Source organism: Streptomyces sp. NPDC058289 (assembly GCF_042880975.1).
In the GTDB taxonomy this organism is placed as follows: Bacteria; Actinomycetota; Actinomycetes; order Streptomycetales; family Streptomycetaceae; genus Streptomyces; species Streptomyces stoeckheimensis.
Genome location: NZ_JBHVYI010000013.1, coordinates 1 through 12,568, shown reverse-complemented (window position 1 = coordinate 12,568; position 12,568 = coordinate 1). Strand labels below are relative to the sequence as shown.

The window sequence follows — 12,568 nt, the reverse complement described above, 5'->3', positions numbered from 1 at the left end:
TCCCCCTTGGCACTGTCCTCGCCCACCACTTCATGGGCAGGATCAGCAACCCGGACGCTTCTAGAAAGAGCGCCGTTTCAGCCAATTCCTTTGTCGGCGCTCCGGACAGAACGGGGGCCAGAACGGACCAGACCCGGGGACGACATCCCTGGAGCTTCTTCAGAGTTCACGCATGAGGTCGCCGCCCAACTCGCCGCGGACATGATCCGCTTCCTGTTCTAGGATTGCGATGACCAACTCAGCGGCCCGCCGGGCTTCCGCTCCACCTCTGTGGAACTGAAGGAAACGCCCCCACCCGCACGAGCTACTTCGTGCTGCCTGGGGGCATTTCCTTGCTATTCCGTGAGTCCGCGGCGTCGTTGGCCACCCGCACCCACGTCGAAGGACGGCTGGCAGACCTCCTGAGCGAAAGCTTCCTGCACAAGCACCGCCACAGGCCCCACCCGTCGGAGGTGCGCTCCTGGGACCGGAGCATCCCGGCGCTCACCAACGCGCTGGTCGAAGCCGGGCTCGGCGAAGTGGAGATGCTGCTGGAGTACGGACTGCCGCTCACGAGCAAGCGCGCGGACGTAGTACTGGCCGGCGTGCACCCGGCTACCGGCGAACCGTCGTACGTGGTAGTCGAGCTCAAGCAGTGGAGCAACGCCTACCCGGAGGACGACGACCCCCTGCGATGCCGCATCGACGCGTACCCGGAGCCCGTGCTGAACCCGATCGAACAGGTGCGGGGCTACTGCGACTACTTGGTGTCTTTCAACGGAGCGTTGGACCAGGCACCGGATTCGATCGCCGGCGTGGCGTACCTGCACAACGCGACCGAATTCGGGGTGGCGGGGCTGCGGGGCGTCACGGAAGACCGTCGAGGCCGGATGTTCACCGGTGAGCAGCGCGGGGCCTTCCTCGACTACTTGCGCTCGGTGCTGGCACCGAAGCCGGGCGCCGAAGCCGCCGACGCCCTGCTCCAGGGCAAAGTGAGGCCGTCCAAGCAGCTGATGGCCGTTGCCGCCGAAGAGGTGCGCAACCGGGAGCAGTTCGTCCTGCTGGGTGAGCAGCGGCTCGCCTACGAGACGGTGATGTCCGCGGTCCGCAAGGCGCGCAGGTCCAACCACAAGCAGGTGGTCGTGGTGGCCGGCGGTCCGGGCTCCGGCAAGAGCGTGATCGCACTGTCCCTGCTGGGCGACCTCTACCGGCGCGGAGTACCCGCCCTGCACGCCACCGGATCGGCCTCGTTCACCAAGACGATGCGCAAGGTCGCGGGAGCCCGCAAGCCCGAGGTCCAGAAGCTCTTCAGCTACTTCAACAGCTTCATGGACGCCGAGCCCAACGATCTCGACGTACTCGTCTGCGACGAGGCCCACCGGCTCCGCAAGACCTCCGCCAATCGCTACACCAAGGCCGCGCTGCGCACCGGCCGCCCTCAGGTGGCGGAGCTGATCGACGCCGCGAGGGTCCCCGTGTTCCTCCTGGACCAGCACCAGGTGGTGCGCCCTGGCGAGATGGGAACCGTGGAAGAGATCCGGGAGGCGGCCGCCGAGCAAGGGTTGGAGTGCACGGTGGTCGAACTGGACAGCCAGTTCCGCTGCGGCGGTAGCGACGCCTACCTCCGATGGGTGGTGGACTTGCTGGGCCTCGAAGGAAGCACGCCCACCGTGTGGGAGCCGGATGGCAAGGTGCGCCTGCTGACGGCCGGCAGTCCGCAGGAACTGGAGGACTTCCTCTCGGAGCAGCGGACACGGGGCTTCGAGGCTCGGATGTCGGCGGGGTACTGCTGGAAGTGGACGACGAAGATCACACCGGCCATGACCGCGTTGCCCTCGGACGTCGTCATCGGCGAGTGGACGAAGCCGTGGAACCTGTACGGGGACCGCTCCCTGCTCGGTGCGCCTCCGGCGCCGCTCTGGGCCACCGACCCTGCGGGGTTCGGGCAGGTCGGCTGCGTCTACACCGCGCAGGGCTTCGAGTACGACTGGTCAGGGGTGATCATGGGCCCGGACCTCGTCTGGCGAACAGACCACTGGGTCGTCGACCGGGCAGCGTCCAAGGACCCCTCCTTCACCAAGGCCACCCCTGACGAGGACGTCGACCGCCTCGTCCGCAACACCTACAAGGTTCTGCTGACCCGGGGCATGATCGGAACGATCATCTACTCCACCGACCCGGAAACCCGCGAGAAGCTCCGCACCTTGGTCCCGGGCGGTGAGGTGTAGGGCGCGGGCGGGGATGGCAGTCCGTACATTGACCGGGCCGAGAGCATTCAGTTAGCCTTACCTAAGTCGGAATCGGCTGCTGTTGGTGCGCTGCCCGGAACCCGCTGTGGCGGTCTGACGGACCCCTCAACGGACGGACTGCCCATGCTGTGTTCGAGGCTGACCAACGCGAACATCGTCACCATGGATCCGGACCGTCCCGTCGCCCACACGCTGGGGATTTGGCGGGGGCGGATCGTGGGGCTCGATGAGGACGTGGCCTCGTTGCCGGCCCGTGAGGTCATCGATCTGCAGGGCGCCACCGTGCTGCCCGGGTTCATCGACAGTCATGTGCACCTGGCCTGGACCGGGCTGAAGCAGAGCACCCCGAGCGTCGCCCCGTGCGAGCGGGTCGAGGACGTGCTGGCGGTGGTGGCAGAGGCGGTCTCCCGCTCGGCGGGCGGGGACGGGGCCTGGGTCGATGTGATGGGGTATGACCAGCGGGCTCTGGGACGGCACCTGACCGCCGCCGAGCTGGATACGGTCAGCCGCGGGCGCAAGGTGTTCCTGATGCACGACTCGGGGCACGGCTGCGTCGTGAACAGTGCGGTGCTGGGGCTGCTGCCCGCCGATGTCCCGCACCAGGACGGCTTCCTCGCCGAGGCGGCCATGACCGCCGCGCGGCGGCTGCGGCTGCCGTACGGGCAGGCCGAGATCGCCGACGCCGTCGAGCGCGCGGCCCGGACCTGCCTCGCCGAAGGCGTGACCGCCGTCGCCGAAGCGGGCATCGGGGGCGGGCTGCTCGGCCACAGCCCGGTGGAACTCGGCGCCTACCAGCTGCTGCGGGACCAGGGGAGGCTGCCCCTGCGGGTGCAGCTCATGCCCGCCGGCGACGTGTTGCGGCCGCGCGAAGTGCACCGGGAGGACGGCTTCCCCCGCGCCCTGGACCTGGGCATGCGCACCGGGTTCGGTGACGACTGGCTGTCGCTGGGCGCACTCAAGATCTATACCGACGGCGGGATGATGGCCCGTACCGCCGCGCTCACGGCCCCGTACGCGGGCACGGACCACACCGGCCAGCTCCAGGACGACCCCGAGCGCCTCACCCGGCTGATCGTGGACGGTCACCTCGCCGGCTGGCAGCTCGCCGTCCACGCCATCGGGGACCGCGCCGCCGATCTCGCGCTCGACGCGCTCGAGCAGGCGCAGCGGCTGCTGCCCCGCCCGGACGCGCGGCACCGCATCGAGCACGCCGGACTGATCCGCCCCGACCAGCTCCCGCGCTTCGCGCGCCTGGGCGTCAGCGCGGTCGTCCAGCCGACCTTCCTCTACTCCTTCGGGGACGACTACGCGGACGTGATGGGTGAGGAGCGGGCCCCCTGGATGTACCGGGGGCGCGGGTTCCTGGACCACGGCGTGACCCTCGTGGGGAGTTCGGACCGGCCCGTCACTGACGGAGCTCCGCTCCGGGCGATCCAGTTCATGGTCGAGCGCGCCTCCGCCTCCGGACGGCCGATCGGGCCGGACGAGGCGGTCACCGTCGAGGAGGCGCTGCGCGCCTACACGGTCGCCGGTGCGTACGCCTGCCGGTGGGACGACAGCGCCGGCAGCCTCGCCCCGGGGAAGCGCGCCGACCTGGTCGTCCTGGGTGACGACCCGCGGTACGTCGATCCCTCCCGGATCGGCGCCATCGAGGTCGTGGAGACCTTTGTCGACGGAGACCGCACGACGGATACGGATGCGGGAAAGCTGAGAATGGAGTGAGCAGAGTGAGTCGTGTGAGTGGTGTGGGTAGCGTTCTGGAACGGCTTTCCCCGCTGTGGGAGGCACCCGAGATGCCGCCGCGCTGGGTGATCTGGCACGCGGGCGCGGGCGACTCCTTCGTCTTCGACCGGGAGTTCAACATGCCCGTCGACGTGGACGACACGCTCCTCGGGGAAGTCCTGTGCCGGATGCGCGAGGCCGGGGCCCCCGAGGGCGTCGATTACCCCGGCCGCCCGTGCGGATGACGGCCGCACCGGCGTCGGCCACAACGGCCCCGGCCGCCGGCCCGGACGACCCTGCGCAGCCCTGGCTCACCTCGCCCGTACCGGGGCTGTGGGCGGTGCGCGTGAGCCTGTACGCGGAGCGGGCACGGGAGCTGGAGGGGTTGCTCGACGGCGACGAGCGGGCCCGGCTCCAGGGGATCAGGCGCGCCGGCGACCGTGACCAGTACCGGGTCGCGCACGTCGCACTGCGGCAGTTGCTGGGCGACCGGCTCGGCCGGGACCCGGCCCAGGTGCGCTTCTTCCGCGAAGCCTGCCCCGGCTGCGGCGCGCCGCACGGCCGGCCCGCCGTGTCCGACGCACCGCTGCACTTCTCGCTGTCCCACGCGGGGGACGCCGTACTGGTGGCCTTCGCGGACAGTCCGGTCGGCGTCGACGTCGAGCAGCGGCCGGCCCCCGAGCTGGCGGCCCAGGTGGCCTCCGAAATGGCGGAGGTCCTCCATCCCGCCGAGCGCGCCGAGCTGTCGGCGCTGCCGGCCGGCGAGCGCCCCGCCGCGGTGGCCCGCTGCTGGTCGCGGAAGGAGGCCTACCTCAAGGGAGTCGGCATCGGCCTCGGCGGGAACCCGGCCCTGACCTACGTGGGCACGGGCGCCACTCCTTCGGCTCCGCCGGGATGGACCGTCGCGGACGTGCCCGCCTTCCCCGACTACGTGGCCGCACGTGCCGTCCGTACGGGCCGACTTGGCTCCGTTAGCTAGGTAAGGCTAACCTTACCTCGACTGTTCCGCCGGGAGGCCCTGCCCCCGCACCCGCACACGGCGGAACCGAGGAAGGAACACCTTGACCACGGCCACGCTGCCCCCTGCCGCCGCGCACGCCACCCTGTCGCCCCGCACCCCCGCACCCCGGTGGCACGAGGTCCCCGAGTTCTCGGTGCGCCCGGCCCGCCGGGACGACGGCCCTGCGCTCGCCGCCCTCTCCCGGCCGTTCGTCCACGCGGGGGCGCTCCGCGAACGCCCGCTCTCCCTCTACCTCTCCCGGGCGTCCGACTTCCTCGTCGCCCAGGCGCCCGACGGAACCCTCGAAGGCTGCCTCGGTCTGCGCGAACACCCCACCGCGGGCGTGCTGTACAACTTCTGCGTCGCCGCCCACCGGCAGGGCACGGGCATGGGCGCCCGCCTGCTGCACGCGGCGTTCGCCCGGGCCCGCACCCGCTCGCCGGCCACCCTGTTCACGGCGACCACCGGCAGCGGCCGCCTCTTCCTCCTCCACGGGTTCCTCCCGGCCTGCCCGAGCCTGGCGCCGGCCGCCTGGGCGCGCTCCCTGGACCCCGGCCGGGGGGCGCGCGTCCTGTCCCGCGGCCTGTAGACGACGCAGACCGCGCGGGGGACGTAGACGACGAAGGGGCGGGCCCCTGAAGGACCCGCCCCTTCGTCGTACCGACTGCCGGCCCTACGAGGCGTCGAGGATCGCGGGCAGCGCCGCCACCAGGGCATCGGCCCGCTCCTGCGGCAGCGTCAGGGCGGGAGCCAGCCGTACGACGTCCGCACCCGCCGCGTTCACGAGGAACCCGGCGTCCTGCGCGGCCCGCTGGACCCGTGCGGCGACCGGCTCGGCGAGGGCGATGCCCAGGAGCAGACCGGCGCCCCGCACTTCGCGGACCAGGGGGTGTTCCAGGGCCTCGATGGCGAGCCTCAGCCGCTCCCCCACCCGCGCGGCATGCGCGAGCAGCCCTTCCTTCTCGATGGTCTCCAGCACGGCGAGCCCGGCCGCGCACGCGACCGGGTTGCCCCCGAAAGTGGATCCGTGCTGACCGGGGGTCAGCAGTCCGGCGGCGGCGCCGAAGGCGACCGTGGCGCCGATCGGCAGGCCGCCGCCCAGCCCCTTGGCCAGGGTGATCACGTCCGGCTCCGCTCCCGGCTCCGCCTGGTGCGCGAACCAGTGGCCGGTGCGGCCGATCCCGGTCTGCACCTCGTCCAGGACGAGCAGGGTGCCCGTGGCGCGGGTGATCTCGCGGGCCGCCCGCAGGTAGCCCCGCGGTGCCGGGACGACTCCGGCCTCGCCCTGCAAGGGTTCGAGGAGGACCGCGGCCGTGTGTTCCGTGACGGCCGCGCGGAGCGCCTCCGCGTCCCCGTAGGGAACGTGCGTGACCTCCCCGGGCAGGGGCAGGAAGGGGGCGCGCTTGGGCGGCTGGCCGGTGAGGGCCAGCGCCCCCATGGTGCGCCCGTGGAACCCGCCCTCCGTCGCGACCAGGTGCGGGCGCCCGGTCCGGCGGGCGATCTTGAAGGCGGCCTCGACCGCCTCCGCGCCCGAGTTGGCGAAGAACACCCGCCCCGGCCTGTCCAGCAGGGCCAGTAGCCGTTCCGCCAGTGCGACGGCCGGCTCCGAGACGAACAGGTTCGACACGTGGCCGAGCCGGGCGACCTGGTCCTGGACGGCCGAGACCAAGGCCGGGTGGGCGTGTCCGAGGGCGTTGACGGCGATCCCGCCGGTGAAGTCCGTGTACGCGCGGCCGTCCTCGTCCCAGACCGTGCTGCCCTCGCCCCTGACCAGGGCCAGCGCGGGCGTACCGTAGGTGTCCATCATCACGGCGCGCCAGCGGTCGGCGAGCGGTGTCTTCGTGCTGTCGGCGGTCACGCGCCGTCCCCCTCGTCGCCCGGGCCCTGGGGACCGGGCGCGTCGTCCGGCACCACCGTGGTGCCGGGTCCGTCCTCCGTGAGGACTCCGCGCAGCAGCGCGTGCGGCACCCGGCCGTCGATGACCTGCGCCCGGGCGACGCCTCCCTGTACGGCGCGCAGGCAGCCCTCCATCTTGGGGAGCATGCCGCTGGCGAGCTCCGGGAGCAGTGCGTCCAGCTCACCGGCCGTCAGGCGGTCGATCACCTCGGTGCTGTGCGGCCAGTCCGCGTACAGCCCCTCGACGTCGGTCATCACCACGAGCCGGTCGGCCCCGAGGGCCACGGCCAGTGCCGAGGCCGCGAGGTCGGCGTTGACGTTGTAGACCTGGCCGTCCTCGCCGCGCGCGACGGGTGAGACCACGGGGATGCGGCCCTGTTCCAGCAGGGCGGCGATGGCGCTGCCGTCCACGTCCACGATGTCGCCGACCTGACCGATGTCCACCGGCAGGCCGTCCACCCAGGCCGGGCGCCGGACGGCGGTCATCGTGTGGGCGTCCTCGCCCGACAGGCCCACGGCGAACGGCCCGTGGGCGTTGATGGCGCCGACCAGTTCGCGCTGGACCTGGCCGGTGAGCACCATGCGCACCACGTCCATGGTCTCCGGCGTGGTCACCCGCAGCCCGGCCTCGAAGCGCACCTCCAGTCCGAGCCGGTCGAGCAGTGCGCTGATCTGGGGCCCGCCGCCGTGGACGACGACGGGCCGCAGGCCCGCGTGCCAGAGCTCCACGACGTCCTGGGCGAAGATCCGGTGCGCGGACGGGTCCGCCATGGCGTTGCCGCCGAACTTGACGACGACCGTCCGGCCTTGGAGCTGCTCCAGCCAGGGCAGGTCCCGGGGGGCCGGCACGGTGGCCGGCGCCGGCGCATGCGCCTGTGTCTGCGTCTGCGTCTGCGTCACCGCAGGCCGCTGCGTCCGCGTCTGCATGTGTGTCGTCTCCGCCGTCATCCCGACCCCGTTCACGAGCTGTAGGCGCTGTTCTCGTGCACGTACTCGGCCGTCAGGTCGTTGGTCCAGATGACGGCCGAGGAGTCACCGGAGCGCAGGTCCACGGTGATGACGATCCGACGGCCGGACAGGTCGACCTTGTCCCGCGACTCTCCCTCGGCGCCGTCCCGGCACACCCAGACGCCGTTGATCGCCACGTCCAGCCGGTCCGCGTCGAAGACGGCCGACGTGGTGCCGATCGCGGACAGCACCCGGCCCCAGTTCGGGTCCTCGCCGTGCAGCGCGCACTTGAGGAGGTTGTTGCGGGCCACCGAGCGGCCCACCTCCACGGCGTCCGCTTCCGAGGCCGCGCCGACGACGGCCACCTCGATCTCCTTGGACGCGCCCTCGGCGTCCGCCACCAGCTGGAGCGCCAGGTCCCGGCACACGGTGTGCACGGCCGCGGTGAGCTCGGCGGGTTCGGGCGTGAGGCCCGAGCTGCCCGATGCAAGCAGCAGGACGGTGTCGTTGGTGGACATGCAGCCGTCCGAGTCCACCCGGTCGAACGTGGTGCGCACCGCCGCGCGCAGCGCGGAGTCGAGCACCTCGGCGCTCGCGTCGGCGTCCGTGGTCAGGACGACCAGCATGGTGGCGAGGCCGGGGGCGAGCATTCCGGCGCCCTTCGCCATGCCCCCCACCGTCCAGCCGGGTCCGGAGGCCGCCGCCGTCTTGTGGACGGAGTCCGTCGTCTTGATCGCGACGGCCGCCTCCTCGCCGCCCTCGGGCGACAGCCGGTCCGCGGCGGCGGCGATGCCGGCCGTCACCCGGTCCATCGGCAGCCGGACGCCGATGAGGCCCGTGGAGCACACCGCGACCTCTTCGGGGGCGACCTCCACGGCCAGCCCGGTGCGCTCCGCCATCACCTGGGTGTCTTCCGCGCCTCCAGGACCCGTACAGGCGTTCGCTCCACCGGAGTTGAGGACGACGGCGGAGATCCGCCCGTCGGCGAGCGCGCGGCGGGACCAGCGTACGGGCGCGGCCTGCACGCGGTTCGAGGTGAAGACACCGGCGGCGGCGCGGGACGGTCCCCGGTTCACCACCAGGGCCAGGTCCGGGTCACCGGACTCCTTGATGCCGGCGCGCACGGCGCCGGCAAGGAATCCCCGGGCGGCGGTCACACTCACGGAGCCACTCCATTCATGGGCAGGCCCAGCCGTTCCGGCAGGCCGAGGGCTATGTTCATGCTCTGCACCGCGCCACCGGCGGTGCCCTTCGTCAGGTTGTCGATGGCGCTCACGCAGATCAGCCTGCGGGCGTCCGGGTCCACGGCGATCTGCACCTGCGCGGTGTTCGAGCCGAGGACGGCGGCGGTGGTGGGCCACTGGCCGGGCGGCAGCAGCCGCACGAACGGCTGGTCGGCGTACGCGGCTTCGAACACGGCGCGCACCTCGCCCTCCGCGAGCACCTCCGCGGCCGGGCTCAGCCGGGCCGAGCAGGTGGCGAGGATGCCCCGGGGCATGGGGGCCAGGGTGGGCGTGAAGGAGACCGTCACGTCCGCGCCCGCCGCGCGGGACAGGTTCTGCGCGATCTCCGGGGTGTGCCGGTGGCCGCCGCCGACTCCGTACGGGCTCATGGAGCCCATCACTTCGGTGCCGAGGAGGTGCGTCTTGAGCGCGCGTCCGGCGCCGGAGGTTCCGCTGGCGGCGACGATGACGGCTTCGGGCTCGACCAGGTGCGCCGCGTAGGCGGGGAACATGGCCAGGGTGACCGCCGTGGGGTAGCAGCCGGGAACGGCGATCCGGGTGACGCCCTTCAACTCGTCGCGTGCTCCCGGGAGTTCCGGCAGGCCGTAGGGCCAGGCGCCGGCGTGGGCGCTGCCGTAGAACCGCTCCCAGGCCGCCGGGTCCCGCAGCCGGAAGTCGGCGCCGCAGTCCACCACCAGGGTGCCGGGTTCCAACTTGGCTGCCAGAGCACCCGATTGGCCGTGGGGCAGGGCGAGGAAGACCACGTCGTGGCCGCGCAGGGAGGCGGCGGAGGTGTCCAGGAGGATCCGGTCGGCGAACTCGGGAAGCTGTGGCTGCACGGACCCCAGCGGACGCCCCGCGCTGCTGTGCGCGGTCAACGCACCGATCTCCACGGCGGGATGCGAGCTCAACAGGCGGAGCAGTTCCCCGCCCGCGTAGCCGCTGGCACCGGCCACCGCGACCCGTACGGTCATGTTCTTCCGCTCTCTCTCGGTTCGTTGGGCGATCCATCGGCGACCGACCGCAGGCGGGCGCCGCGGTCCGGGCGCCGCGGGTGCGCTCAGGCGTCCTTGCGCACGTCTCGGGACCCTCCCCCGAGCAGCAGCTCGCGGAGCAGGGTCTCGGTCGTGCACACCACCGCGCTGCGGGCTGCCCAGCGCAGGGCCATCGCGTGCTCCTCGGCGGAGAAGTCGGCGACGGCGTCGGCGACCACGAAGGGCTGGATGTCGTTCATGAAGGCGTCCGCGGCGGTCAGCAGGACGCCGAGGTGGGCGTGGACCCCGCAGACGATCAGCTGGTCGCGCCCTTCCGAACGCAGCAGCCTGCCCAAGTGGCTGCGGAGGAAGGCGTTCTGGCGCACGTTGGCCAGCACGCGCTCGCCCGGCCGCGGGGTGAGCGGCGGGATGATCGCTGCGGCGTCGGTGCCGTCACCGATGCCCGGCCCCCAGACGTCCGCGGCGAGGCCGCGTTGGCCCGGCGGCTGGGCGGCCGGCTCGGCGGTGAAGACGACCGGTATCCCGAGTGCCGTGGCGAGGGCGCGGAGAGCCGCGATGTTCTCCACGAGTTCCACGACCGGGGACCTGTCCGTGGGGAGCTCCCCCACGAAGTGGTTCTGCATGTCGTGGACCAACAGGGCGGCGCGGCCGGGGTCGATGGCCCAGGACGCGCAGGAGCGGGGCAGGGCGGCGCGATCGGGCATGGGGTAGGAGCCGATGGCCGGCAGGCCCATGACGATCCCCTCCCCTGATGCCGTGCGTGCGGCTCCACATGGAGCCCCTTCATGGTTAGCTTAGCCTAACCTAATTTACTTCCACCCCGCTCGCACGACCCGTCGGCAACCGGCCATACACGGAGGCCCCTTGGACCCGAGGGGCGCCGGGCCGACCCGCCCGGACACAAGGCGGCCCCGGACACAAGGCAGCCCCGGACGCGCCGCGAGCGCGGCACGTCCGGGGCCGGCCCGGTCAGGCCTCGACGGCCGTCGCGAGGGACCGGGGGCGGAGGTCGGTCCAGCTCGACTCGATGAACTCCAGGCACGCCTCGCGGGTGGTCTCGGCGAGGGCGACCGTCCACCCGCCGGGAGCGTCGGCGAAGGAGGGCCAGAGGGAGTGCTGACCCTCGTCGTTCACCAGGACCAGGAAGCGGCCGTCGGCATCGTCGAACGGGTTGGTGCTCATACTGGGGTTCCTCCAGGAGCCCGATGGGACCGGCGGGTGGCGTCGGTGTGCGGCGCGCGCAGTCCGACAGCGGGCGCCGAGCCCGTGGGGAAGGTCGATCGGGAATGAAGAGAGCCCATCCACTTAGGTTAGGCTCGCCTAATTATAGAGCTTAACGTTTCCCCTTCCCCCTCACAAGGAGGCACCGATGCGTGCACTCGAACGGATCCTGGCCGAGGACGGCTCGGAGAGCCCCTTCGCCGCGTTCGACCTGCCCGGCACGCCCGGCACCGATGAGTTCTGGGCGGCCGCGGCTCCCGCGTCCGCGCCTTCCGGCGACGGCGGTTGGGTCACCCTGTTCCTGTGGCGCGGCAGCCCGACGGTCATCGATTTCGAGAGCTGGTCGGATCCGGTGGTGCTGCTCAGGTGGCGCGACACGGACTGCTGGTACGCCGAGGTGCGCATGCCCGCACGGCTCCGAGTGACCTACCGGTTCCTCGCCGATGACGGATCGTCGTACCCCGATCCCCTCAACCCGGTCCGGGCCGGCGGCGAGCGGTCCATCGTGGCCACCCCGGACGCTCCGCCCCAGCCGTACTGGCCGGCCGTGGGCGCCGACGACGTACTGCCCCTGCCGCGCACCCGGATCCGCTGGGCGAGCGAACGCCTCGGCGGGAAGCGCACCGTACGGGTCCACCCGGTGGGCGGCGGCGGACCGGTGGTCCTGCTGCTCGACGGGGACGACTGGCTGTACCTCCACCCGGCCATGACGGCCTTCGACGCGGCCTTCGACGCCGGCGACATGCCCCCGGCCACGCTGGTGTTCCTGCCCACCAAGGACCGGCGGGCGGAGTTCGGCTGCCGGCCCGAACTGTGGGAGGCGGTACGGGACGAACTGCTGCCGCTGGTGGCAGACAGCGGGGTGCCCGCGGACCTCGGCCGGCTGGTGGTCGCCGGGCAGAGCCTTGCCGGTCTGAGCGCGATGTACGCGGCCCTGGAGTTCCCGGAGCTGGTGTCCCGGGTCGCCTGCCAGTCGGGGTCGTTCTGGTGGACCCCGGAAGCCGCGGACCTGCCGGACCCGCTGGGCGGTCCGCGCGGCGGCACCATCGCCGCGCGGCTGCGCGAGCGCCCCGCCCCGTCCGGACTGCGGATCGCGTTCGACCTGGGCGAGCACGAGACGCGCATGCAGCCCCACTGCGAACTGGTAGAAGCCCTGACGGAACAGGCCGGTGCGACCGTACGGGTCTCCCGGTCGGCATCGGGCCACGACCGGGCGGGCTGGCGGCAGGCCCTGCTCAGGGACGTCGCCTGGGCGCTGGCCTGACCACCCAACGGGCCATCGGCCCAACCGACTGACGGCCTGACAACGACGGGGGCCTGGTTGCCCGGCGGAAT

The 12,568-nt window shown here is 72.4% G+C and carries 12 protein-coding genes; 6 read left to right on the top strand and 6 right to left on the bottom strand.

What is annotated here, in order from left to right; translation table 11 throughout:
* The first annotated feature begins 332 nt into the window (after nt 1-332).
* The 5 genes from ACFVX6_RS09085 (at nt 333) to ACFVX6_RS09065 (ending at nt 5,539) form a co-directional block, all read left to right on the top strand.
* A complete protein-coding gene (locus ACFVX6_RS09085) occupies nt 333-2,207 on the top strand; it encodes a DNA/RNA helicase domain-containing protein (protein ID WP_389689475.1) in 1,875 nt (624 codons plus the stop codon).
* Between the two features lie 144 nt (nt 2,208-2,351).
* The gene (locus ACFVX6_RS09080) at nt 2,352-3,950 is read left to right on the top strand and encodes an amidohydrolase (protein ID WP_389689473.1); all 1,599 of its coding nucleotides are present in this window, start codon (nt 2,352-2,354) and stop codon (nt 3,948-3,950) included.
* 14 nt (nt 3,951-3,964) lie between these two features.
* Nucleotides 3,965-4,195 (top strand): hypothetical protein, encoded by a 231-nt coding sequence (locus ACFVX6_RS09075; protein WP_389689471.1) that lies wholly within the window; start codon nt 3,965-3,967, stop codon nt 4,193-4,195.
* Nucleotides 4,192-4,929 carry a 4'-phosphopantetheinyl transferase family protein gene (locus ACFVX6_RS09070; RefSeq protein WP_389689469.1) on the top strand — a complete coding sequence of 246 codons (738 nt, stop codon included), beginning with the start codon at nt 4,192-4,194 and terminating at the stop codon, nt 4,927-4,929. The genes ACFVX6_RS09075 and ACFVX6_RS09070 overlap by 4 nt, the downstream gene beginning before the upstream one ends.
* Before the next feature lie 82 nt (nt 4,930-5,011).
* Nucleotides 5,012-5,539, top strand: coding sequence for a GNAT family N-acetyltransferase (locus tag ACFVX6_RS09065; protein WP_389689467.1), 528 nt, complete (start codon nt 5,012-5,014; stop codon nt 5,537-5,539).
* An 84-nt stretch (nt 5,540-5,623) separates the two neighbouring features.
* On the opposite strand, the gene ACFVX6_RS09060 is transcribed toward ACFVX6_RS09065, so the two are convergent.
* The 6 genes from ACFVX6_RS09060 to ACFVX6_RS09035 all read right to left on the bottom strand — a co-directional run bounded on the left by ACFVX6_RS09060 (nt 5,624) and on the right by ACFVX6_RS09035 (nt 11,194).
* Nucleotides 5,624-6,808 carry an acetylornithine transaminase gene (locus ACFVX6_RS09060; protein WP_389689465.1) on the bottom strand — a complete coding sequence of 395 codons (1,185 nt, stop codon included), beginning with the start codon at nt 6,806-6,808 and terminating at the stop codon, nt 5,624-5,626.
* Nucleotides 6,805-7,773, bottom strand: coding sequence for an acetylglutamate kinase (gene argB / locus ACFVX6_RS09055; protein WP_389689463.1), 969 nt, complete (start codon nt 7,771-7,773; stop codon nt 6,805-6,807). Before argB ends, ACFVX6_RS09060 begins: the two co-directional genes overlap by 4 nt.
* 32 nt (nt 7,774-7,805) lie before the next feature.
* Nucleotides 7,806-8,957: a bifunctional glutamate N-acetyltransferase/amino-acid acetyltransferase ArgJ gene (gene argJ, locus ACFVX6_RS09050; protein WP_389689461.1), complete on the bottom strand. Its 1,152-nt coding sequence runs from the start codon at nt 8,955-8,957 to the stop codon at nt 7,806-7,808.
* Nucleotides 8,954-9,991 (bottom strand): N-acetyl-gamma-glutamyl-phosphate reductase, encoded by a 1,038-nt coding sequence (gene argC / locus ACFVX6_RS09045; RefSeq protein WP_389689459.1) that lies wholly within the window; start codon nt 9,989-9,991, stop codon nt 8,954-8,956. Before argC ends, argJ begins: the two co-directional genes overlap by 4 nt.
* 86 nt (nt 9,992-10,077) lie before the next feature.
* Nucleotides 10,078-10,746, bottom strand: coding sequence for an isochorismatase family protein (locus ACFVX6_RS09040; protein ID WP_389689457.1), 669 nt, complete (start codon nt 10,744-10,746; stop codon nt 10,078-10,080).
* Nucleotides 10,747-10,981: 235 nt separating this feature from the next.
* Nucleotides 10,982-11,194, bottom strand: coding sequence for an MbtH family protein (locus ACFVX6_RS09035; RefSeq protein ID WP_389689455.1), 213 nt, complete (start codon nt 11,192-11,194; stop codon nt 10,982-10,984).
* A 187-nt stretch (nt 11,195-11,381) separates the two neighbouring features.
* On the opposite strand from ACFVX6_RS09035, the gene ACFVX6_RS09030 reads away from it, so the two are divergent.
* A complete protein-coding gene (locus ACFVX6_RS09030) occupies nt 11,382-12,497 on the top strand; it encodes an alpha/beta hydrolase-fold protein (RefSeq protein WP_389689453.1) in 1,116 nt (371 codons plus the stop codon).
* Nucleotides 12,498-12,568 lie beyond the last annotated feature (71 nt).

What these genes read in the sequence shown, in the direction of transcription:
- ACFVX6_RS09080 (WP_389689473.1), top strand. Translation starts at nt 2,352, where the DNA reads ATGCTGTGTTCGAGGCTGACCAACGCGAACATCGTCACCATGGATCCG.
- ACFVX6_RS09070 (WP_389689469.1), top strand. Translation starts at nt 4,192, where the DNA reads ATGACGGCCGCACCGGCGTCGGCCACAACGGCCCCGGCCGCCGGCCCG.
- argB (WP_389689463.1), bottom strand. Translation starts at nt 7,773, where the DNA reads ATGCAGACGCGGACGCAGCGGCCTGCGGTGACGCAGACGCAGACGCAG.
- argC (WP_389689459.1), bottom strand. Translation starts at nt 9,991, where the DNA reads ATGACCGTACGGGTCGCGGTGGCCGGTGCCAGCGGCTACGCGGGCGGG.
- ACFVX6_RS09040 (WP_389689457.1), bottom strand. Translation starts at nt 10,746, where the DNA reads ATGGGCCTGCCGGCCATCGGCTCCTACCCCATGCCCGATCGCGCCGCC.
- ACFVX6_RS09035 (WP_389689455.1), bottom strand. Translation starts at nt 11,194, where the DNA reads ATGAGCACCAACCCGTTCGACGATGCCGACGGCCGCTTCCTGGTCCTG.
- ACFVX6_RS09030 (WP_389689453.1), top strand. Translation starts at nt 11,382, where the DNA reads ATGCGTGCACTCGAACGGATCCTGGCCGAGGACGGCTCGGAGAGCCCC.